The organism is Anoxybacter fermentans, from assembly GCF_003991135.1.
GTDB classification, from domain to species: Bacteria; Bacillota; Halanaerobiia; order DY22613; family DY22613; genus Anoxybacter; species Anoxybacter fermentans.
In genome coordinates, this window is sequence record NZ_CP016379.1 from 2,163,823 (window position 1) to 2,186,684 (window position 22,862).

Annotated in this window: 19 protein-coding genes and 2 pseudogenes; 10 read left to right on the forward strand and 11 right to left on the reverse strand. The window is 34.6% G+C overall.

Annotated features, from left to right (window positions below; translation table 11 throughout):
• Window positions 1–109 precede the first annotated feature (109 nt).
• The 9 genes and pseudogenes from BBF96_RS17640 to pulA form a co-directional block, all read right to left on the reverse strand.
• Window positions 110–268 (reverse strand): annotated as a pseudogene (locus BBF96_RS17640) (IS1182 family transposase); the annotation flags it as partial.
• A gap of 143 nt (window positions 269–411) precedes the next feature.
• The gene (locus BBF96_RS09820) at window positions 412–603 is read right to left on the reverse strand and encodes a hypothetical protein (RefSeq protein WP_164730997.1); all 192 of its coding nucleotides are present in this window, start codon (window positions 601–603) and stop codon (window positions 412–414) included.
• Between the two features lie 67 nt (window positions 604–670).
• Window positions 671–1,447 (reverse strand): ABC transporter permease, encoded by a 777-nt coding sequence (locus tag BBF96_RS09825; RefSeq protein WP_164730998.1) that lies wholly within the window; start codon window positions 1,445–1,447, stop codon window positions 671–673.
• A 15-nt stretch (window positions 1,448–1,462) separates the two neighbouring features.
• On the reverse strand, window positions 1,463–2,404 hold the full coding sequence (locus tag BBF96_RS09830) for an ABC transporter ATP-binding protein (protein WP_127016984.1): 942 nt from the start codon (window positions 2,402–2,404) through the stop codon (window positions 1,463–1,465).
• Between the two features lie 360 nt (window positions 2,405–2,764).
• Complete coding sequence (locus BBF96_RS09835) at window positions 2,765–2,950, reverse strand: helix-turn-helix domain-containing protein (RefSeq protein WP_127016985.1); 186 nt, start codon at window positions 2,948–2,950, stop codon at window positions 2,765–2,767.
• A gap of 86 nt (window positions 2,951–3,036) precedes the next feature.
• Window positions 3,037–3,540, reverse strand: a pseudogene (locus BBF96_RS17470) (IS256 family transposase); the annotation flags it as partial.
• 537 nt (window positions 3,541–4,077) lie between these two features.
• Window positions 4,078–4,452 (reverse strand): transposase, encoded by a 375-nt coding sequence (locus BBF96_RS16705; protein WP_205665617.1) that lies wholly within the window; start codon window positions 4,450–4,452, stop codon window positions 4,078–4,080.
• A gap of 77 nt (window positions 4,453–4,529) precedes the next feature.
• Entirely contained in the window at window positions 4,530–5,306 is a 777-nt protein-coding gene (locus BBF96_RS16710; RefSeq protein WP_205665618.1) for a transposase, read from the reverse strand.
• 191 nt (window positions 5,307–5,497) lie between these two features.
• Window positions 5,498–8,806: a type I pullulanase gene (gene pulA / locus BBF96_RS09855; RefSeq protein ID WP_164731000.1), complete on the reverse strand. Its 3,309-nt coding sequence runs from the start codon at window positions 8,804–8,806 to the stop codon at window positions 5,498–5,500.
• A 539-nt stretch (window positions 8,807–9,345) separates the two neighbouring features.
• Between pulA and BBF96_RS09860 the strand changes: the two genes are divergently transcribed.
• Complete coding sequence (locus tag BBF96_RS09860; RefSeq protein ID WP_127016989.1) at window positions 9,346–10,767, forward strand: LysM peptidoglycan-binding domain-containing protein; 1,422 nt, start codon at window positions 9,346–9,348, stop codon at window positions 10,765–10,767.
• Between the two features lie 109 nt (window positions 10,768–10,876).
• On the opposite strand, the gene BBF96_RS09865 is transcribed toward BBF96_RS09860, so the two are convergent.
• Window positions 10,877–11,596: a creatininase family protein gene (locus BBF96_RS09865; RefSeq protein WP_127016990.1), complete on the reverse strand. Its 720-nt coding sequence runs from the start codon at window positions 11,594–11,596 to the stop codon at window positions 10,877–10,879.
• Window positions 11,597–11,733: 137 nt separating this feature from the next.
• Between BBF96_RS09865 and BBF96_RS09870 the strand changes: the two genes are divergently transcribed.
• The 4 genes from BBF96_RS09870 (at window position 11,734) to BBF96_RS09885 (ending at window position 16,526) form a co-directional block, all read left to right on the forward strand.
• Window positions 11,734–13,875, forward strand: coding sequence for a cell division protein FtsA (locus BBF96_RS09870; RefSeq protein ID WP_127016991.1), 2,142 nt, complete (start codon window positions 11,734–11,736; stop codon window positions 13,873–13,875).
• Window positions 13,876–14,461: 586 nt separating this feature from the next.
• The gene (locus BBF96_RS09875; RefSeq protein WP_127016992.1) at window positions 14,462–15,067 is read left to right on the forward strand and encodes an ArsR/SmtB family transcription factor; all 606 of its coding nucleotides are present in this window, start codon (window positions 14,462–14,464) and stop codon (window positions 15,065–15,067) included.
• Window positions 15,051–15,353, forward strand: coding sequence for a hypothetical protein (locus BBF96_RS09880; RefSeq protein WP_127016993.1), 303 nt, complete (start codon window positions 15,051–15,053; stop codon window positions 15,351–15,353). The genes BBF96_RS09875 and BBF96_RS09880 overlap by 17 nt, the downstream gene beginning before the upstream one ends.
• Window positions 15,354–15,368: 15 nt before the next feature.
• Entirely contained in the window at window positions 15,369–16,526 is a 1,158-nt protein-coding gene (locus tag BBF96_RS09885; RefSeq protein ID WP_127016994.1) for an aldo/keto reductase, read from the forward strand.
• Window positions 16,527–16,804: 278 nt separating this feature from the next.
• On the opposite strand, the gene BBF96_RS09890 is transcribed toward BBF96_RS09885, so the two are convergent.
• The gene (locus BBF96_RS09890; RefSeq protein ID WP_127016995.1) at window positions 16,805–17,449 is read right to left on the reverse strand and encodes an HAD family hydrolase; all 645 of its coding nucleotides are present in this window, start codon (window positions 17,447–17,449) and stop codon (window positions 16,805–16,807) included.
• Window positions 17,450–17,664: 215 nt separating this feature from the next.
• Here BBF96_RS09890 and BBF96_RS09895 point away from each other — a divergent pair, with 215 nt between their 5' ends.
• The 5 genes from BBF96_RS09895 (at window position 17,665) to BBF96_RS09915 (ending at window position 22,797) form a co-directional block, all read left to right on the forward strand.
• Complete coding sequence (locus BBF96_RS09895; protein ID WP_127016996.1) at window positions 17,665–18,621, forward strand: hypothetical protein; 957 nt, start codon at window positions 17,665–17,667, stop codon at window positions 18,619–18,621.
• A gap of 18 nt (window positions 18,622–18,639) precedes the next feature.
• On the forward strand, window positions 18,640–19,602 hold the full coding sequence (locus tag BBF96_RS09900) for a hypothetical protein (protein ID WP_127016997.1): 963 nt from the start codon (window positions 18,640–18,642) through the stop codon (window positions 19,600–19,602).
• Window positions 19,603–19,937: 335 nt separating this feature from the next.
• Window positions 19,938–21,023 (forward strand): hypothetical protein, encoded by a 1,086-nt coding sequence (locus tag BBF96_RS09905; protein ID WP_127016998.1) that lies wholly within the window; start codon window positions 19,938–19,940, stop codon window positions 21,021–21,023.
• A 203-nt stretch (window positions 21,024–21,226) separates the two neighbouring features.
• Window positions 21,227–21,421 carry a hypothetical protein gene (locus BBF96_RS09910; RefSeq protein ID WP_127016999.1) on the forward strand — a complete coding sequence of 65 codons (195 nt, stop codon included), beginning with the start codon at window positions 21,227–21,229 and terminating at the stop codon, window positions 21,419–21,421.
• A gap of 182 nt (window positions 21,422–21,603) precedes the next feature.
• Complete coding sequence (locus tag BBF96_RS09915) at window positions 21,604–22,797, forward strand: GGDEF domain-containing protein (RefSeq protein WP_127017000.1); 1,194 nt, start codon at window positions 21,604–21,606, stop codon at window positions 22,795–22,797.
• The last annotated feature ends 65 nt before the right edge of the window (window positions 22,798–22,862 follow it).

Below are 22,862 nucleotides of genomic sequence, written 5' to 3' on the forward strand. Positions count from 1 at the left end.
ATTGTGTATATTAAGATGATAGCAACACAATATATTGAAAATGGTTAATAGTTTTGCTAATTATGAAATTCCCTTAATTAATTACTTTTGGCATGGCCTCCTTTTTTCATTGTTCATTTAAATTCATCAGATTCATCCTTTCTATAGCTGAATTTACCACTCTTACCAAATGATTCTCAGGAATAAACACATCAAAACTCAAAGGCAACATTGTTTGATTCATGTTATACTCAATAAACGTTTTTTTATTATAATTTCTCCTTTTCATATTTATATTTTATACCATATAAAAAAGGTGTTGTCTTTATAAAAATTTCTGACAATACCTTTCTTTTAACATTTAACTTTTGGAGCCATAAAGGAATTTTTAAGACAGCCCCATAAAGGTTTGATTACTTTTCAAAGCTGTACCTATGATTTAGGCTCAGTTTTTAGATCCCTTGGAGGCTTCTTGATTCCCATCATTTCAAAGATGTTAAACTGTTCATTGTTTAATTCCATACATTGATATACATCTCCAGAATTCCTAGTCTTGATTTTATCTAATTCATGGTGAAGGTTTCTCCAGGTCATCTTTGTAACATTTTTTGCAATCCTAATCAATAATAATGCCAGCCATGATAATATTACATGAGGTCTGATTCTTTCTTCCAATCGATGATATATATTATTATCCCTGCTTTAATGTTTCTAATGACCAGTTAAATTTTTTGGCTACAATGACAAATGATATTACAACATAGATACACATAACTAAAATGTTTAAGTAAATTATATTTATATTTTCCCTAATTTGTCCTAACATAGAAAATCTAATTCCCTGTGACGCATATGTAGTTGGAAATATATATGATATAATTTGAAATATTTTGGGTAAATTTTCAATGGGATAATAAATCGGCGATAAGAAAATAAAAACATAAGAACAAAAACTTGATAGTGCTGTTACTTCATTATAATTTTTGGATTTTAAACCGATTAAAATTCCCAGACCTACCATTGATATAGCTAGCTGCAGCAAAAATATAATCAAAAAAATATTTATACTCAAATTGAGATTAAAAACTACATTACTTAAAATTATAACTACTAAAATACTCGGCAAAATTGCCAAAAATTCTGACGTGAATAAAGCTAAAACAAAGATAAATTTATTTATAGGCAGCGAAAGAAAATACTCCATCCCATCCGATATATAAATATTATTAATTTTATTACTCAATGTAGTTAAACTTACATTAATAATACTTATTATCAAACTTCCTGTTATGACAAAACTGGCCCTTTCCAAAAAACTATCACCAAAAATAAACTTAAAAAAGATTATAAAAAATACAGGTAATACAAAGTTGTTTACAAAAAAAGCAAATAAAGAGTTTTTTAAGGGTAAAAGAAACAATTTTATTAACAAATAATAATTGTACAAATTGTTTTTTAAACCGGTCAAAGTTATCACCTCTCTCTAGGCACCTTTTTGCTGGCTAAATATTTTAAAGTAAACCTCTTCCAGAGTAACTCTAGAAAAATTATAGCTTTGTATAGTTTGCTCATGCTTTTGTAACCATTCCATTATTTCTCCTAAACTTTTTTTAGGACATAAAAATACGAGTTTTTCGCTTTTTTCTTCAATAAGGGGAAATTTAGATATAAATTCATCACTTCTTAGCATTGTTTTATTGTTAGTATCTAAAACAAATAACTCTAACCGAATTTTATCTTCAAAATTTTTCACCAAATTACCTGGATCTCCCGAAATAAGAATTTTCCCGTCTAACATTATTGCAACACGGTTAACAACTTCCTCAGCTTCAAGAACATTGTGAGTTATTAAAATAACAGTAACTCCTGCAGAATTAAGTTCTTTTACTTTATTCCAGAGCAACTTTCTTTTATAAGGATCTAATTCGTTAGTCGGTTCGTCCAGTATTAAAACAGGTCTAACTCCTAAAACTGATATAATAAAGTTTACAATTCTACGCATTCCTCCAGAAAGCTGTCCAACCAGGTAATTATCTATATTACCCAATTCAAAATACTCTTTGTAATAATTAAAGGTTTTCAAAATTTCTTCTTTTGAAAGACCTTTCAGCTGCCCGGAAATCAAAAGCGCTTCCTTAACTGTTAAACTCCATAAAACAGCATAAGATGACTGACTCATATAACCAATTAATTCCTTGATTTTTTGCTTATTTTTTTCAACCTCAATCCCATTGATATATATAGTCCCAGACGTTGGGTCTAATAAACCCAAAATTTGTCTAACTAAGGTTGTTTTTCCAGAACCATTTGGCCCGAATAACCCAAACAGTTCTCCCTTTTTAATGTTTAATGAAATTTCTTTATTAGCATAAATAAAAAAATTTTTTGTTTTAAAAATTTTTGTTACATTATCTACCCTAATCATTATTTATTCCCCCTATTAAAAGACGTATTGTTAAAAATTTTTAATCGGCTTGACCCCCTAATTTTGGACATTATACGTTAACAATTTTAGCTTTTACAGAATTACTCATAAATGCTTTTAAAAACTCTTTGGATGGTAAATATTTAGTCCCAGAATGCAGTCTAACTTCATTATAAAATCTGATAAAATGGCTGCTTCAGCAAAAGAATTGAATTCATACCTATTCAGGCATTCATCTTCCAGGATATTATGGTAAGATTCAATATGATCATTTCTATTTGGTGTTTTGTGCTACAAGGTTTTTTAGTTTCATTTTCTTTGGCTAAAGTATAATTATTATTGCTAGTGTTAGTAAACTCGTTAAATTTGGATTTTTTGCTTTTTTTCTTTAGAAATAACACTATATTTATTAAAATTACTTAGCCATTGTTGAATTGTTGTTGGTGCAATTTCACGTCGCTTGACCACTAGAGTCATATTACCCGTTTCCTGAATTTCTTTAACAATTTTTTCTTTAAAGTCATCACTATAGTGTGAACTCGGCATAATCATCACCCCTTAAATATAGTTTAATTTAATTTCGTATGATTATCCAATCTATTTAAGAGGCTAAATAGGAATCTCTCTATAACTTCTTTATCGATGCCAATGATTACATATACAGATTCATTGTCAGCATACTCACGACGCAATTTTATACTCATACCATCCATGTATAAAACACTATAACGTTTTTTGAATTTACGTTGGTGCCATTTATTCAGTTCTTCTAAAGCAACATCTGTTAAATTGCTGACAGAGGATACGCTGTATTTAGTACCGTACATTTTTTCAATGGTTTCGGCAATATCTCTGGTACTGAGACCTTTAGCATACATGTTAATAGTCATTTCTTCCAACTAATTGTCACAACGCTGATAAGACTCAAAAAGAACAGTTTTAAATTCACTATTTCGATCCCGCGGCACCTTTAAATCCTGAATATTGCCATATTTAGTTTTAAGACTGCGAGTGTAATAACCATTAAGACTATTACCTGAATTTCTTCCTGAAGGGTCGTATTTTTCATAATTTAAAAATTCAGTCTTAAGGAGCGTTTGAAGAAATTCTTTAATCAAATGAAATTGAAATACCATATTTTCTATTTAAAATAACCACTAAGAATAGGAGGACTATCTACTAAATTAATTTGAAGTTCTTTATTTTCAGACATAAACTTTGCCATCTTTTCATAAAAATCAATAAGCTCATTTTCATTCAAATATAATTTTGAAAGATTTGATTTAGCATTACCCTTGCACAATAATTTCTGTATTTATTCGCTTTGTTTCTATAATTTCCTTCTTTTTTAAATATTTCTTTAAAAATTTAAGGGAATTTCATAATTAGCAAAACTATCAACTATTTTCAATATATTGTGTTGCTATCCCCTTAATATACACAATATGCTGACTTGTAATGTTTAAAAATTTAATTATGAAATTCCCTCATTTTTTTAAATAATGCTATTTTATAATTTCGTTTTTTCATAGAAAAAATGAACATTATAATTAAAGTTAGTCAAAAAACGAGTTTACTAGATATTTTGATATGTATTACATTAATTGAAAACATTTTTTGGGCAGACTACACCCTTGGAATTAAAATAACATTTTCAAAATTATTAAAACCTTTTAAGCAGCCTTATTTTGAATTAAACTGCTTTTGAATGAAGCAATCTTAACAGCTATTAACACTATACAATTTAATAATACATGAGTTTTTACTTTTTCTATACCCATCACTGTAATATTTTCCAGGTTAAGAAGTTCTTTTAACTTTGAAAAACTTCTCTCCACACTGGTTCTTTTGTTGTAAAGTTTATGCCAATTTTTTGATCCACGATGTGGTGTAGATACAAACCTAAGGTCAGCTTTTACTCTAGTCTTAACCACAGCACCATAGTTGGAACTTGAACACCATATGCTTCCGTTAGGACAATCAACTTTTCCAAGGATGTGTGGACATCGGAACTTGTTGTATCCTTTTCCATGTTCCCAATATACCATCCCATATCCACAAACTACACATTGGTGTTCCATTAAAATCGTAATATCCTTCTGGAGGCTGTGTGGCTTTTCGTTTATTAATCGGAATAATTGCTTAACCTTATGTAAGTATTATAAATTTCTTCATAGATGCGTTTCCAATCATAACCTGAATCCATTGTCCAATACTGGGGCAATTCATATTCTTTAGCTTTACATTGCTCATAAACTTGATCGACTAATGGAATGGCAAATTCGCCATCAGCTTTACTTGCCTTTGAAAACATAAAAGCTAATGGAAGTTCACTTTTATTGTCCACTGCAAGATGAAGTTTCCAACCAACCCAGGTTTTTTGATTGCCATGTGAGTCCATTTTAGAACCCCAATCAGGGGTGTTAGGATCGTCTGAATTCAATTTTTTCTTAGGCTTCACTCGCTCATAGGAGGTTAAATCAGTTGCATCTATTGCTATAACTTTTGTATCCATTAGCCCCAGTTCCATAGCTTTATCGACCAAATCAAAGTAGATTTTTTGCAAAAAACCATTTTCATTCAAGATATTAAAGTATCGACTAAAAGTTGCTTCACTGGGTACTTTTCCAATAATGTTGAATCCACAGGCATATCTAAGCACTGGATCAGTAACCAATCTTCTGACCAGAGCAGCCCTGGTAGGAATTTGTTCAATCTGTTGGGCAAGCAATGCTCTAACAATAGGAATCAGATCGTATCCCTTTGGGCCTCGTCCGAATCTTGGTAAAAGTTTTGTTGCTTCCGAAAGATCTATATTTTCAAAAATTAATTCAAGTTTTGTTTTTGGCTGTAATGCTATTATATTTTCAAAGGATAATAAAGATTGTTGTCGAATATACATAAAGTGACTTCCCCTCCTTTTGGGTAATTTTTGGTTTGGTTACTAAATATATTCGACATAAGGAGGGGAAGTCATTTTTTATGCCTAAAAAACTATTGATATTTCTAAGGTTAGAAATATGAAATTAGCTTATATATTTTTGGGGTTATAAAGGGACTTTTAGGACAGCCCCTTTAAAACCTTTATCTTATTTACTTATAAATCACCACAGCAGAGATAGCTGGAACAGTTACTGCACCATCACTTAATACTACTTCTGTATCAGTTAATGGAGTTACTCCAGCATTCTTGCCATCAACAACTACCTTCCAGCTGGAATCTACACCATCAATTTGTACAGTCTTTGGCTCACGATTAGCATTATAAATTACTACAATCTCTTTCCAATCATCTTCTCCATCCTGTTCTTCCAATCTATAAGCAATCAGAAAATCAATATCCTCTTTTATAAAGGTCAATCCTTTTTTGATTTCTTCCATAGTCTCCATTCTGAAAGCTTCATGGGCTTTTCTCAGTTCAATCAGGCCTTTGTAATAGTTAAAGACATCAGCATATTTTTCTTTTCTTGACCAATCAATCTGATTGGTTAAATCACCAGAATCATAACTATTATGGTCCACACCGTATTCTTTATTATCAGGATCGGGTTTGCTTCTAAGCATCTCTTCACCGCCGTGGAGGAATGCTTTACCCTGGGAAGTAAGAATCATAGCCGCAGCCAATTTATTGACCCGAATCCGCTCTTCTTCAGTATAGCCTGGTGTAGAACCTACAATTTTATCCCATATAGTGTAACCATCATGGCAGTTGACATAAGTGATGGTCTCCTCCGGATCATCAGCAAACCGATGATAAAAACCTTTATCAACAGGCATTTCAGATTCATAATCAACCATACCAGCAATGATTCCTGCCCTGATTAAAGCTTCCTTATGCGGATTAGCTGCCTGGAGAAATGCCCCTTCAGGAAGTGGTGATGCAAAATATTCATGTTTCATGGCATCACGTAAAGTATCATTGAAGACAGCTATTGCATGTTCCATCTCTAACAAACTGTGATTGACAGGACTTGCCTTGATATATCTCTCAGTCTCCGGCAGAGTACCCATATTCCAACCTTCACCGTGAAGCACAATATCAGGATTAATAGCACGGAGAGTTTCAGCAATCTTATGCATTGTTGTTTCATCATGTAATCCCATTAAATCAAAGCGGAATCCATCTACATGATATTCTTCTACCCAATACTTAGTAGATTCAATCATAAACTTTCTCCACATCTTTCTCTCAGAAGCAGTATCATTTCCACATCCAGAACCGCTGGTAAAGTTTCCATTTGCATTGCGGCGGTAATAATAGTTTGGAACAATATCTTCAAAAATGTCAGTTTTAGCTGTATGGTTATAAACTACATCTAAAATTACACCAATACCTGCATCATGTAAAGCTTTAATCAACTGCTTCAATTCTTTAATTCTCAAGTGAGGATCATCAGGATTTAAAGAATACCATCCTTCTGGAGTATTGTAGTTATGCGGGTCATAGCCCCAGTTATAATTGGCTTCCCCAGCACTTCCTTTGTTTTCAAAAGATCTATCATATTCATTACCATAGTAGAAGTTTTGCACAGGCTGCAACTGAACATGGGTAATACCCAATTCTACTAAATGAGGAATCTTTTCAATAAAGCCAACATAGGTTCCCCGTTTTTCAGGGCTTACACCGGAATTTTCAGCAATGGTAAAATCACGTACAGAAATTTCATAGATGATTACATCTTCCTGATCCTTTAGCTTAACATAAGTATCATTTTCCCAACCTTCCGGGTCAGTCCGATCCAGATCAACAATGGCACCTTTACCCACTTTATCAGGCCCATTGGAATCAAATCCAGCCATAGATCTGGCATATGGATCGAGAACTCTCTTAGTCTTTCCACCATTGGTAACAGCATACTGATAGAATTTACCCAAAAGATCACCTTCAACAGTTACAGTCCAAACACCTTTCTCTCCTCTAACCATATCAATAGTCTGATCAGGTTCTAAAGCTTTGCCATCTTCAAATAAAAGCAATTTAACATCAGTTGCAACAGGTGCCCATAATTTGAAGGTGGTTGCCTTAGGAGTATAGAAATTACCCAATTCACCATCATAAGCAAAATACTTATCAATAACTTCTGGTCCCAGAACGGTCTGGGCAGTCATTTTTCCAATTTCAACATTATAAGTCTTAGTCAGATCCAGATCTTCACGAACAGTAACCAGATAAATAGGTTCTCTAGATGTATCCAGTTTCGCCAATGGAACAAACTTCTTCCCATCTTTAATATAGATAGGTTCTTTGATGGCAGCCCTTACGCGGATTTCAATCTCTCTTGGCCCAACAATAACAGCACTTTCAATCTTGTTACTCATAGCCTTAAAAGCAGCAAGACGACTGGTATAGGCAGTAATATCACCAGATACGGCCCAGATTTCTTTATTCTCATCAGGATTTGGGTATTCACGATCCGGTTGTGGATCTTTTATATCTCCTTTATGAATGATGAAATTTAAATCTCCTACACCCTCATTATATGGAATATCCCAATAAGCTCCATAAGTATCAAACCCAGTAATAGGAACAGCATTAGTCCACTCTACAGGCTCACCGGCATAACCTTTACCCCAAAGATGTAACCCCCAACCATCATAATTACCATCAAACCGGTGATAATGCAAACGCACATGACCTTCTGGTACAGGAGGAATGTTCAATTTCTCCATCCCCAGAGCATTTAATGCCTCATCCAGAGTAAGATAAGCTGTAATATCTCCCGTTACACAGAAAATTTCTCTGTTTTTATCCGGGTCTGGATATTGACGATCCGGTTGAGGATCTTTAAGATTTCCCTTATGTATTATAAAGTTTAAATCTCCAACCCCTTCTTTATAAGGAATATCCCAATATACACCGTAATCATGAATACCATTGAAGGGAACAGCATTCATCCAATCAACAGGTGGTCCATCATATCCAGCTCCCCAGAGGTGTAATCCCCAACCTTCATAATCCTGGTCAGTACGAATATAATGAAGGCGTACATGTCCCTCTGGAATTGGTGGAACTGCCAGATAAACGGTTTCAGATTTGGTAACATTAGTAACAGCAGTCTCAGTAGTTTTTTCCTCTTCATTTGCAGTTTTTGCTGTAATAGCTAAACTAATCTCAACCTCTACCTTATCTTTGGCTATTACTGTTACTTGCTGGGTTATAGATACTCCATCTTTGGTGACAGTTAATTCTTTACTACCTTCTTCAACAATAATTTCAAATTTACCATCTTCATTGGTAATAACCACCTGATCATCAACTGCAACGGTAGCTCCTACAACAGGTTCTCCATCTCCATTTACAACCTTTCCGACAATCATTCCTGCTCTGTCCGAATCCTTACAAGCGGCCAATCCGACAATAAGTATCAGACAGAGCACTGCCGTTAAAATTTTTCTTACCATTTTTTTCTTCCTCCTCCTTAAAATAAGATATTTTTGTGCAAACGATTGCATAATAAAATTATTACCATTGTTAATATTCATTATTTTTTGAAAAAATCCTGCTATATTTTTAATATCTCTACTAAAATTCATTTTTCCATTCCCAAAAAAACAAAATGCCCTTTGGGCACAATTTTATTTTACTGCAAAAAGCTAATTTTTCGCTTTGTGAAGAAATTTTTCGAACTATCTAATGTTCGAACTCAGTCGAAATAAGGCACACTAATCAACGAGTCCTTATGACCCGTAATCAGCTCATCATATCCTGTAATAAGGCCATTCTTTTCAATCTCACTAAGATGGTTTAACGAAAAATTTCTATATCGCTCAAAATTATTTTTTTGCAGTTTAAGATATTATCTATACAAAATGTTATCTACAACCTGTAAAAAGTATAATTTCCTGATGTTGTAATGAAAAATTAGAAAATAATACTCTCTCACCAATAATTAAACTTTCGAATAGAATTATAGTACAAAAATTTTAAAGGGGTGAAGATAATGAAGTATATTGTTCGGCCTGGTGATACTTTATATCTAATTGCCCGGCGATTTGGACTAACCTTAAACCAACTACTGGGTGCCAATCCCCAGATTACTAATCCCAATATAATCTTCGTTGGTCAACGAATCAACATACCTATAGTATTTCTTACTTATATCGTAGAGCCTGGAGATACATTATACCTGATTGCTCAACGATTTGGATTAACTTTAAGACAATTGCTGGCTGCCAACCCCCAGATTCCCGATCCCAACATAATTTTTGTTGATCAACCAATCAATATTCCCAGATTAGTTGCTACTTCAGCAATCTGGCCATATACCGTGCAGCCCGGAGATACACTGTTTCACATTGCCCGACGTTTCGGTACCAGCGTTAAGGCCATTTTGCAATTTAATCCTTCCATTACTAATCCTGATTTAATCTTTCCAGGCCAGAGAATTCTAATTCCGCTAGGAGTGGTAAAACTTCCAGATGGGTGTATCGTCTATATCAAAGATAGAGAAATCTGGCGAAGTGATACTTTGGGAAGAAATAAAGTTCAACTTACAAAAAAAAATGCACCTGTCACCGCACCCAGATGGTCTTTTGATGGTAAGTTGATTGCCTATCTGGATTCAGCTAAAGGCTTAATTGTGATCAACTCATGTGGTGAAGAAGTGATGCAGTTGGCAGATGAGATAGATTTTTATGCGTGGTCTAATGATGGTACCCGAATCGCTTATTCCAATGAGGACGGTACATTTATCGTTAATCTACAAGGTCATAAACAAAAAGTTACAAGTAACCTCTTCAATCCAGTCTGGTTTCCGGGAGATCAACGTCTGGCTGGCTACACTCTAGTTGAAGATATTAGATTTCCAATACTGGCTTCCGTCGATATAACTGGCGAAAACTTTAAGACTTACTTTGAACCAATTGTTCCTGCTTTTGAAATCAAAATTTCACCAGACGGGCGTTATGCATTAACTCAATTACGCCAAGGTTTCCCCTTTGGCATGTTTTCCGGTGTCTGGGTTTATAATTTTGCTACCAATCAACTGGTTCAATTACCGGGATTTAAAGTAGAAGTAATCCCTTTTTATACTCTAGATCTGAGTTTTATTGGAGGCTGGGCACCCGATTCCTCCCGGCTGGTATATACTACCCTGGTTGAAGAAAACGGCCTCGGAGAGATTCGAATTGCCACACCTGGGGGAAGAATCCAACAGGCCCTGGTCGTTGGGTTTGATCCGCAAGTAATTTGGGGACCATTCAATGAGTGGATAATTTATTCCGTTGCTAAAGAACCCTATGTTAACGCTCCTAGAGATATTTATATTCTTAACACACAGACCAGGCAGGAGATCAAAGTAACAAAAGAGGGACAGAATTTCTCACCTGATTGGAGTCACATACCATGTCCAGACTGTGGTTAGGGAAAATTGAAAAAGTAAAAAAATAACTCACCAGGACATCCTGGTGAGTTAGATTTTCTTTTAAAGCAGCAAAGCTTTATATTAAAATGATTCGCAATCTACCAATAGATTATTCAACAATATTATCCTTCCATACTTCCTCTAAAATTTCCATCATCCGTTCTGCTACCCGCTCAAGAATTCTTTCCCCTTTCTCCCGACTGGCCTTGGTAGCATCACCGGATAAAGCATGTTCATAACTAATCTTGCCAATATTTTTTCGCTTGATATTGGCAATCAATTTTTTGTTATTTGCTTTAGCAAGACTCATATCACAATAAGGTTCAGCTACAGCCAATACTGCAGAAGTTTCATCTTCCCCGGCATGGCCTTGCCCTTCACAAATTTCTAAAATTTCTTCCCTAAAATCAATCCACCAATTAAAAGTTATTACCTGTCCTCCATAATCAGCCAACATCTCTCCTGCTGTAGTTATAGCAGGAATATTACCTCCATGACCATTCAAAAGAACAATATTGGTAAATCCAGCATCAATCAGGGATTTACCAATTTCATAGATATATTTAGTCAAAATTTCTGTGGAGATATTAACTGAACCAGGATAAGCTGCTAGTGTCCAGACATGGCCATAATTAACCGTTGGTGCAATCAACACTCTATCTCCCATTTTTACCTCAATTCTTTCAACCAACCCTTCCGGAATCAGTACATCTGTACCTAAAGGTAAATGTTCACCATGTGCTTCAATGGTTCCAATGGGAATAATAACAGTATCAATCTTACCCTGAATCTCTTTAAATTTTGCCTGATTTAAATAGATCATTTTCATCGTTATCCTTCTCCCTTCTAAAATTTTTCAATTTATTATTTCGCCTTATCTTCTTTATTTCCCTTTTTGCAGGAAATATTACCTATGAAGTCGAATTACGTTGGGTGTAACTACTTTTTGTCAGGGAGGGTAGTAAATTGAATGGTGAAAAATTGATTTTTGCTCTCGATATAGGTACCAGAACCGTTGTCGGCCTTGTTATGGAACCTACCCCTCAAGGTTTAGAGATTATTGCTTCAGAAGTAATTGAACATGAAAATAGGGCCATGTTGGATGGGCAGATTCATAATGTAATAGAAGTTGCACGGGTAGTACAGGAGATTAAAGCAAAACTAGAAGAAAAGATTGGACAACCATTAGAAAAAGTAGCAGTCGCTGCAGCTGGTCGTGCTTTAAAAACTGCAAAACAGACCCATTATATAGAGTTTTCTTCCAAACGGGAAATAACTGCTGAAGATGTTAATACCTTAGAACTTGCAGCTGTTCAAAAGGCTCAAAAGTCTCTTGCTCATGACGAAACCCATGACCCTACCGACTATCACTTTGTTGGATATAGTGTAATCGCTTATCGTCTGGATGATATACATATTGGAAACCTTGTAGGCCAGAAGGGTAAAAAGATTGAAGTAGATTTAATTGCAACCTTTTTACCCAGAATTGTAGTTGATTCTTTAATTTCTGTAATTCAACATGCCAATTTAACTATCCAGCACATGACCTTAGAGCCAATAGCAGCTTCCAATGTGATAATTCCAAAAGAGATGCACAACTTTAACCTGGCTTTAGTAGATATCGGAGCAGGTACTTCCGATATTGCCATAACCCGGGGCGGTGCCATTATCGCTTATGCCATGGTTCCTGTCGCAGGGGATGAAATAACCGAAGCCCTTGCCGAACACTATCTCTTGGATTATGCCACCAGTGAAAAACTGAAGCGTTCTCTTACCAGTGAAAAAACAATCCAGGTTAAAGATATTTTGGGCACAACTCTGAATATTGAAGCCCGGGAGGCTTTAATGGTACTTAAAAAACCTGTGGAGGAATTAGCCAATCTGATTGGAGATGAAATTCTATCTTTAAATCAAAAACCTCCTCAAGCTGTCCTCTGCATTGGTGGTGGCAGTCTCACTCCGCTTTTAATTAAAGCCCTTGCTGAAAAATTAAATCTTCCACCCAATCGGGTAGGTATTAAAAAGGCAAATGATATTAAAGGAGTTATTGGTGAAATTTCAGATTTAGAAAGCACCCAGGCCATAACTCCTATCGGAATAGCTGTAACCTGTAAGGAAAATATCAATAAAACTACCTTTATTGATGTTAAACTCAATGGCCAGCGAATCAATATCTTTTCTTTGGGCACTCCTACAGTCTCCGATGCCCTTCTGGCTTCCAATACTCCGATACAGCGGCTTTATGGCCGTCCGGGTATGGCTTTGACCTTCAAGGTTAATGGCGAACTTAAAACCATCAAGGGTTCCTTGGGAGAACCAGGTAAACTTCTGGTTAATGCTGAACCAGCCAACTTTGATACACAAATCAAAGACGGTGATGAGATCACATATGAACCCGGTAAAGATGGAAAACCGGGATTTGGGTTAATTAAAGATGTAGTTGAATTCACCACTCCCAAAAACATCATTTTAAACGGTACTCCTACCCAGGTTAAAACTCAGGTATTTATGAACGGTAAATTGGTTGAACCTGATACACCTATTGAAGATCGGGCAGAAATTTACTATACCACTCCTGAAACATATCGGGAGACTTTAATCCAGTTGTTGGAAGTACCAGCAAGTGAGCTCATTTCCCGGGAAATACATTTTTCCTTGAATAACCGGCAGATGAAAATCAATTTAGGAAAATATGAGATACTTATAAATGGCCAAGAGGTAGATTTAGATCAACCTATCTCTGATGGTGATGAAATTGAGGTTCGGGAGATAAAGAGTAAAAAAATTACCATTAAAGACATCATGGAGAGAACCAAAGTTGATATGGAGATTAAAATAACTTTTAATGGCCGGGAATTATCCATCCCCACCAATCATTGGGAAATTCTAAAAAATGGTGAGAAAGTAACTATTGATACCCAGATAGAGGATGGCGATGAGATTATCTGCCGTCCAAAGCCCATCTCTTTTAACCGGATATTGAGCTATATCAATTACCAGGTTCCTAAATCCCTATCTGGACGTCTGGTGATGACCATTAATGGTAAAGAGGCCAACTTTACTGATGAAGTAAAGAACGGAGATGTGTTGGAATTGAAGATTGTGTGAGATTAAAAACCTTATGTCTTTAAAAAGGCATAAGGTTTTTTTAAAAATATCCTATTATCAATCTTATGATTTTACTGCAAAAAGCTAATCTTTCGCTTCAAAAGAAATTTTTCGAAACATCTAAAATTCGATTTCAGTCGAAATATGGCACACTAATCAATGGGCCCTCCTGGCCCTTGATTAGCTGATTAGCTCATCACATCCTGTGATGAGGCCTTATTTCGACTGAAATCTCACTAAAAATGGTTTATCGAAAAATTTCTATGTCGCTCAAAATTAGCTTTTTACAGTTTAAAAAATGTTCACACACATCCCCTTTTTTCATAAATCTATTCAAAAAATTTCTTCTCTACTTATTACCCATATTCCTATAAAAATATATTTTTTTGTAAAATTATTTAATTTACCATTACTTTAACTTAGTAAATATTTTTCAAGACTCAAGACTTTCCAGATTTTATTGTTTTTTTGTTGACACATTACCCAATTAGTATTATAATATCATTAAGGAAAAACTTAATGGTTAAATAAAATTAAATGATAAGGAGGTGCAAATGTTATACGTAAGATACATTACATAAAATCAATGGACCAGTTAAAATCTTTCTTAAACACCCGAAGAATTGAAATTCTTGAGATACTATCCCAAAGAGAAGCAACAGTCAAACAACTGGCAGATCTTTTTGGCAAATCTCCAGCCAATATCCACCACCACGTAAAAAACTTAGAGAACAGCGGACTTATTACTATTGTCCGGACTGAAGAAAAATCAGGGATTATAGAAAAATACTACCGGGCCATTGCAGAAAAGTTTGTTGTAGATGAATCCATCGGCCAGCCTGATAAAAGTAATGCCAGTGAAAAAGAATTATGCGAGATCATTCTAAACTCCAGCAAAGAAGATTTGCAGGAAGGAATCGAATTCATTTCTGAACTTCAAGATGATGAGATTCACAAGCGGGTAATTAAAACAGGTATCCAGAAAGGTCAGATTTCTAACCAGAAATTATCTGAGTTTTTGGGAGAATTATATAGTTTAATCAACAGGTATTTTAAGCCAGTAACCAAAACAATAAAGGAAGATGAGATCTACACTTTTAACTTCCAGATATATCCCGCACCTCCGCCTGTTGAGAGTAATTCAAAATCAATAAATCCTAAAGGAGGGATGGGTAATGATAAAGAAAAATAAAATTACTGTAGCTATTATCCTGGGAATCTTTGTTATAATCGCTATATTCTATGCTCTTATCTGGATCTTACTTGTACTGTGGAACTCTACAATTCCCCTAATTTTTCCAGGAGTTAAAAAACTGGACTTCTGGCTGTCATTCCGTCTGCTCTTATTAATGCTTATTTTCGGCAGCTTCTTTGGTGGAGGCCATCATGTAACAAAACGTGCTGTTTCAAAACCCGATCCTCATAGTAAGGGAATACATATTGGTTGGGGTTTTTCAAAGGAAGAAATTAAAAAATAATCTGGAGGTTTTTAAATGAATACCAAAATTTTATCTGATATACCTTTATCCCCTATTGGCTTGGGCTGTTATGCAATAAGCGGTGTCTATGGTCAAAAAGACCCGAATCAGTTTACAAAAATTATTAAAGAAGCTTTTGATCTGGGAATCAAATTTTTCGATACTGCAGACCAATACGGAGATGCTGAAGAGGTTTTGGGTAAAGCAGTTAAACCCTTCCGCTATCAAATTGCAATCGCTTCAAAAATAGGGCTTACAAATAAAGGAAGTGTCAACTTAACAAAAAAATATATTATTTCTGCCTGTGAAGCCAGTCTAAAGAGACTACAGACAGATTATCTGGATCTTTATCAAATTCACTATGATGACCCCAAAACCCCGGTAAGTGAAACAATCGAGGCGCTTGAATTGCTGAAAAAAGAAGGCAAAATTCGCCACTACGGAGTTGGACATTTGCCAAAGAAACGAATTCTAGAATACCTTGAGCTGGGAAATATATCAACCGTTCTGATGGAACTGAGTGCCGTTGCCACTAAGCAATATCAACAAATTCACCCACTTCAGACAGAGTATAATTTTGGAATCATCGGATTTAGTACCACAGGACGGGGTTTACTCACCGGAAAGATTACACCCGGACACCAATTTGCCCCCAATGACATTCGAAATGTCGATCCTCTCTTTCAAAAAGCAAAATTTGCTTCAGGATTACGGGTGGCTGAAAAACTAAAGGAGTTGGGTAAAAAATATGGTAAAACTCCTGTTCAAGTAGCCATTGCCTGGGTACTTGCTCAACCCGGAGTGGTTACAGCATTAATTGGCCCTTCTAAAAGTGAACATTTACGTGAAAATATTGGAGCAATTGGATGGAGATTAGAAGTAGAAGATCTACAGAATTTAAATCAATTCCTTAAAGAAGAAGAGAAAAAGCTGGTCCGGGAAACTAAACAGGAAATCTATAATATTCTTAAAAACAACTTAAATTCTGATCCTGAACAAGCTATAAAAGATCTTATCTATGTAATAGAAAATTCCATTGAAATAGAGTTGGTAAATAGTAAAGATGTAATACCTTTATTTCAGCAGTTATGGAAAATAAAGAAAAGACCAGATGGTTTACAAATTCAGCCTCTTATGCAAATACAAAAAGAACTATCAAAATTAATAAAATGATTTTACTGCAAAAAGCTAATTTTTCACTGCAAAAGAAATTTTTTGAACCATCTAAAGTTCGATTTCAGTCGAAATAAGGCACACTACTCAATGGGCCCCCCTGGCCCTTGATTAGCTCATCAATCCTCATATGAGGCCTTATTTCGACCGAAATCTTACTAAGATGGTTTAACGAAAAATTTCTATCGCGCTCAAAATTAGCTTTTTGCAGTTTAATCATAAAATAAAATCACATAACCCCGGAATATCCTTCTAAAAGGATAAAATCCCGGGGTTTTTCATGCAATCTCCTCAAAACTTTCAATATATTTATCTGCAACTTCTCTGATTTTTTCCATTTGAGGCACAGAATAAGCATCATATACTGCCACAACACGCATACCAGCCCGTTTTCCAGCCAATACACCAGCCAGTGTATCCTCAAAGACCAGACATTCAGCAGGTTTAACCCCCAAATCTTCTGCAACTTTTAAGAAAATATCTGGATGAGGTTTACCCTTCCCAACTTCACATGATGTCCAGATACTTTGAAAATATGACTTTAACCTGTGCCGTCTTAAAACCACTTCCACCAACTGACGTTGACCACTGGTTGCCAGACCAATCTTATAACCCTTTTTATAGAGATATTCCACTAACCTCCTTACACCGGGCTTAAGAGGAATCTGATGTTCATAATAATTTTTACTCATTTCAATCCACTCAGCGATTATTTCCTCTACACTTTCAGACAATTGAAATCTTTTTTTAAAATAAACTGCTGTTTCAGTAAAACTTTTTCCTTCAATAGCCTGTTGTATATCTTCTGGAACAGGAATTCCACGTTTGGCTAAAAAATTCCGGTCAATCTCTCTCCACATCCCCATCGAATCAACCAACGTTCCATCCATATCAAAGATCACCGCTTTAACTCTTTCAAACACACCCCATCCTCCTTTTCTCTATCCACAATTATAATCTATTTTCGAAGGAGAATATAATTATACCATTTTTGACTACTAATTTCCAGACCTAAAATAAAATTTCTCTAGAAAATTCCTATATTTTTAAACATGAAGATAGTTGTTGGATGATATAATCACCAGAAATCAACCACGAGCATATAATAATTAAAGATTCAATCGGGAGGTGTACAGTGATGGGGTGCTGCAACAAACATAATTCCTTTTTCCGTAAAAGTCAAAATAATGAATCTATTGATTATAAAAAATGTCTTGAACTTCTGACTAATCAAAAAGATGCAATGGGTTTTTTAAAAATTCTTTGTAATGCAGCCAGTATTACCCTATCCGATGATAAAAACAAAAAAAATGCCGAACCAGGATTACAATGTGTAATTGTACCTATTTTGAGTCTGTGTCAGGAGATCAACATATTTGATTTAAGTGAAAAAATTTTAGCCAAAATGTTGAAATGTACTTTTGCCAGTATCTTTGGGCGTCTAGGTCCCGAATTGTATCAACAGGTTTATAATGAATATGAAATTTTTTTTAAAGAGGAAGAAGGTCTGGATTTTTCCACTTTCAGCAGCTTATTTGAAAAACAAATGAGGCGTCTTTTTCATATCTACTGCTCCTTTGAATGTAATCCTATAGGATTTTATCATTTTCTAAATTCAAAAGAAGAATTAGAAGGTATCAAATTTTATAAAGGAGATCAAGTAAAAAGTTATTTACCCCTGATCGCTTATATTACTAAAGTTAAATTTTTAGAAGAACTTTCAGAAGAATTTACTAAAGCTGAGTTCGCTCTCTGTCAGAAATTTTTACGGATGGAGATTGATCTGGTTATTCTTCTCAACAGAATCACAGAACTTGCCACAAACACCAGAGGTGGAATTTCGGGAATAACAGAAGCATTGCGCAGAGTTGCTATAGGAAATGGAACCCAATTTTTTGAAAAAGGCGACTTTGATGATCTCTTTGAAGCAACAGAAGAAGTAGCAGATATAATTGAAAAACTGGCAAAACTCTATCGTCAACGATTCGAAGTCTTTAAAGAAGTAAATAAAACTCTAATCTGCAGCCGTCCACAACCACCGGTCAAAGCTCCTATACGTGAAATTCCAACCCTAACACCAAGAGTTATCTTTTAATGAAAGGGGAGGTACATAATGCCCGAAAGGGATAATCAATCACCACCTCGTCCGAAAATTTTTTCAGACGAATTTATTGCTCAAATTGGGAAAGATCTGGCAAACCAGATTATAGACCAGATTTGTCAAGGATTAACTCAAATGGTCCCATCTCAAAAACCCACCTCCCTCTGTTTAGAGCTACTGGTCTTTGAACTGGATGAAGATATTCTTAAAAAATTAGTGAAATGCGTATTTAATCAGTTCAACCCTGTACAAATCACCCAGAAAATTCTGGAAATAATAAATAGAGTAAACAATGTAATGAATAAAAATGAAAATCTCACCTATAAAAATAAAAAAAAATTCCAGATTGATAAGTTTAACCTACTTAGAAAAGTTAACAGAAAAATCAAAGATCTAAAAAACACCCTTTTCCGCACCTGTACTAATCTTCGGGATAATATTTTTAAAGAAATTCTTTTACGACCAAAACAAATTCCTTCTGATAAATTGACAGACATTTCTTTTATAATAGAACATGTAATTATTCAACACTTTCGCCAATTTTTAATAGATCAATACGATAATTTTGCCCTAAAACTCTGTAATAAAGTTAGCTGCATATTCTCTGATCTGGAATTTCTGGCTGAACAGATTAAACAGATCACAATTAATTTCCCCTCGTCAGAAGTTGGAATCATTGAAATTGCTGATGCTGCAGCCACTGTTGCAGAAGCTTTCTTCAGCGAAGAAGATGATTTTAATAAGATATTTGACGCTGTAGATGAAGTTGCAGAGTTAATTGAAGATCTGGCTCAATTTTACCAGAAAAAATTAGACCAACTAGAGAAACTTCTCGCTCTCTCCACCTCCGGCTGTCCTGTTCCTATTGAAGCCGTTGAAACCCTACCAACCATTCCAGAAGTTCCACCTCCTTCACCTATATTTTCAATAGTAGAAATTCCGGGTACAGCCACTACACCCTTTTTCTCACCTTAAAAGCCTTCTCCTAAAGAGGGTCAGGTTGTTGAAAAAGGGGAGGTGCACATAACTTGCCCCCACAGAGGAATAGAAAAACTAAATATAATTTCTTCCACTACCGTACGCTCCGCCATCCCGGCTGCGCGTCCTTAAAAGTCAAGGCTTCCGCCCTCCTGGCTTCAGCCTTGACTTATACGCTTCAGAAATTATATTTAGTTTTTGTGGCAGTGCCCGGGCAAGTCTCTAAAGAAAGAAAAGTTTGTCAACAAGCTCAACCTTCTCCTTAAAGAAGGTTTTTTATGTGATAGAGTTCAAAAAACTTAAATATACATAATATAAGAGGTGATATAAATATGAAAAATAATGATAACAATAAAGGCCAATCACCACCTCCTGAACAGCAATATCCCGGCCAGGATAAGAAAGAAAAAAACTTTAAACTCACCTCCAAAAAAGAAATTAATGCTACCCTGGAAATGGTGATTCGCAATTTAGAACAACTGACAAATAATAATAAAGATGATAGAAAAGATAATAATCAAAATAATAAAACACCTTATAACGGGGATAATGATAAGAATTGTAACTGCTATAACAACATTTTATCCAGGCCAGAAGTCGATACCTTTCTAATCTGTGTAGATCTCTTCATTTTTGAATTAGACGAAAAAATAGTGGAAAAGTTACTTCTTTGTGCTATTTTAAGTCTTAGTCTGGAAAAATTTTTAAAGCATTTTAAATCTAATTTTATTCCTTTCCCATCTTCCTCTATGGAAAAATTAGAGAAACAACTGGAAAAAAAAGCTGCAAACATCTATAATCAGTTTCTTTTACAAGTGATGAACGGCATTCAAACAGCGGAAAACAAGAAAGATTATTTAAAAAAACTTTTTCAATCCCTAAACCTCTGCTGTAATAATAACGAAAATCTTTATGATCTTTTAACTGCAAACCTACAACATATCATAGACCAAAAAGATGAATCTACCCAAAATTTTCAGGAAATTCAGCAACAATTGGAACAATGTATTAAGAATAATGCTATGGTCTTTCTCTATCAGAATTTTACTTCAAAATTAATAGAATTTCAAAAGGCGGTAGGTAATAAAGTAGTATGTATTGAAGAAGATTTGAGATTTCTATCAGATGAAATTGTTAAATTGACAGGAGGAAATAAAGATGGCAATACAGGTAATGGAGGCTTACCTAAAATTGCAGAAGCCTTGAAAAATATCACCTCCGCCCGTTTTGCAGAAGATGATGATTTTGATGAAATATTTGATGCAGCAGAAGAAATTGCCGATGCTGTAGAAGCATTAGCAGAAATTTACAAGGATCGTTTGAAAGTACTTAGAGCTCTACTTCCCTTTGCCATATGTCCACGTCTTCCTTTTCAACCCGAAAAAAAACCTGATAACCAGTACAAAACTGACCCATAAGTTTAACTTCTCAACCAAAATATGCCTAATATTTTTCAGCATTATATCCATCTGAGATATATAAAATTTTAGAAAGTTTTTAAACAACTTATGATATACTGCAACAAGTTAAAAAAAGGAGCAGAATAAAATTTCCAGTATAATTTATCTTTCATGAAAGAGACTAAAACTAATGACTCTTAAAAAAAGGAGGCTATCTAATGGTGAAAAATAAATCAAAATCCATCAAGGGAATAAAACGGGCCAGAAAAATCCATGATATGGAAACTGCAAGTATTCTTGAACATGAGGACGCTTTTGCCATGAATGAACATCTAACCGACCCAAAGCAATCCATTCCTCGCCCCCGTAGTGACCTTCCCAAAAATAAACATCATGGATCAATTCATGAAAGTTAAGAAAGGGAAATTCTACCTTTTTCCCTATCTAATATGAATTATAGGGATTACTTATTTAAAAGTAATAAAAAGTAAAGGAAATCAATATAAACCTTGACATTTTCAGTTTTCGCATTTATAATTAATAAATATAAAATTAATAGATATAAAAATAAATATAAAAGATATAAAGGTGATCGAAATTGATTAAGTTATCAGATATTTGGAATTTACGTAATTATATAATATTTGTTAGTATTATAGGTCTGATTATTATATTACTCAATACACCAAATTTATCACAGTTTTTACAGTTTGATGTATTACTTTTTCTAATTCTATGCATTATTGCTTCAAATACCTCAATCCAGTTTAAAAACGGTCTTTACATGACCCTTACCCTCCCAGTCTCATTCTTCCTATTATTATCTCTCAATTTAAGTATGGCTATATATATAGGGGGACTTGGAATACTTTCTTTCCAGATTATCAATAAACGGGGTATAAAACATACATTCTTTAATATTGCTCAATTCGCTATTGCCATTTTTTTAACCAGTACTTTTTTAAACTTATTTTATGATGGAACTGTTAATCTACCTGAAGATTTGTTTTATCTCATACCATCTGTTCTAATCTTTGAAGCTATTAATTCAATACTGGCTAGTATCCCCATATCTTTTGAAACCGGACAGCCATTTAAATATGTATTATTACAAAACATCCGGGAATCACAGATAGGTATGCCTCTTTATCTCACTAATGGACTAATTATGTTTATCTGCTACCAAGCCTATGGTTTATGGGGATTATCCCTTGTTATTATACCTCTCTTTTCCAATAACTGGCTTTTGAAAGTTTCGAAAAATGCTGACCTTCACAAAGAAAAATCTTATATCTGCCCAACTACTGGATTAAAAAACAGGCGCTGTCTTGATGAATGGTTGGAAAATGAATTTCCTAAAGTTATCAATTACAATTCCACAATCTCCTTCATCCTGATTGATATCGATGATTTTAAGAAAATTAACGACCAATACGGCCATAACATTGGTGATCAGGTTCTAAAGGAATTTGGAAGACTTATAAAAGAAAATATTCGAGATACTGATTTAATTTATCGTTATGGCGGTGAAGAATTCGTGATTATTTTCCCTGGTTTTCAAGAAGAACAGGCCAATGTTGTTGTTGAGCGACTTCATAAAATAATCAATAAACATTCTTTTACTAATGAGCGTATCAAAGTCACTTTCAGCGCCGGAATTGCCGGACTGAATTCGAGACTTCTTAATGATAATAATATGGATACTGCCAGTGAACTTCTTAGACGAGCTGATATGGCAATGTATAGTGCTAAACAATCAGGAAAAGACCAGACCCACTTCTATTACCAATAAAACACAAGATTAAACTGCAAAAAGCTAATTTTGAACGATATAGAAATTTTTCGTTTAACCATCTT

Bases quoted from the DNA above. Each gene is read 5' to 3' on its own strand.
- BBF96_RS09830 (WP_127016984.1), bottom strand. From the start codon at position 2,404: ATGATTAGGGTAGATAATGTAACAAAAATTTTTAAAACAAAAAATTTT.
- BBF96_RS09835 (WP_127016985.1), bottom strand. From the start codon at position 2,950: ATGCCGAGTTCACACTATAGTGATGACTTTAAAGAAAAAATTGTTAAA.
- BBF96_RS16705 (WP_205665617.1), bottom strand. From the start codon at position 4,452: ATGGTATATTGGGAACATGGAAAAGGATACAACAAGTTCCGATGTCCA.
- BBF96_RS16710 (WP_205665618.1), bottom strand. From the start codon at position 5,306: ATGTATATTCGACAACAATCTTTATTATCCTTTGAAAATATAATAGCA.
- pulA (WP_164731000.1), bottom strand. From the start codon at position 8,806: ATGGTAAGAAAAATTTTAACGGCAGTGCTCTGTCTGATACTTATTGTC.
- BBF96_RS09860 (WP_127016989.1), top strand. From the start codon at position 9,346: ATGAAGTATATTGTTCGGCCTGGTGATACTTTATATCTAATTGCCCGG.
- BBF96_RS09865 (WP_127016990.1), bottom strand. From the start codon at position 11,596: ATGAAAATGATCTATTTAAATCAGGCAAAATTTAAAGAGATTCAGGGT.
- BBF96_RS09875 (WP_127016992.1), top strand. From the start codon at position 14,462: ATGGACCAGTTAAAATCTTTCTTAAACACCCGAAGAATTGAAATTCTT.
- BBF96_RS09880 (WP_127016993.1), top strand. From the start codon at position 15,051: ATGATAAAGAAAAATAAAATTACTGTAGCTATTATCCTGGGAATCTTT.
- BBF96_RS09885 (WP_127016994.1), top strand. From the start codon at position 15,369: ATGAATACCAAAATTTTATCTGATATACCTTTATCCCCTATTGGCTTG.
- BBF96_RS09895 (WP_127016996.1), top strand. From the start codon at position 17,665: ATGGGGTGCTGCAACAAACATAATTCCTTTTTCCGTAAAAGTCAAAAT.
- BBF96_RS09900 (WP_127016997.1), top strand. From the start codon at position 18,640: ATGCCCGAAAGGGATAATCAATCACCACCTCGTCCGAAAATTTTTTCA.
- BBF96_RS09905 (WP_127016998.1), top strand. From the start codon at position 19,938: ATGAAAAATAATGATAACAATAAAGGCCAATCACCACCTCCTGAACAG.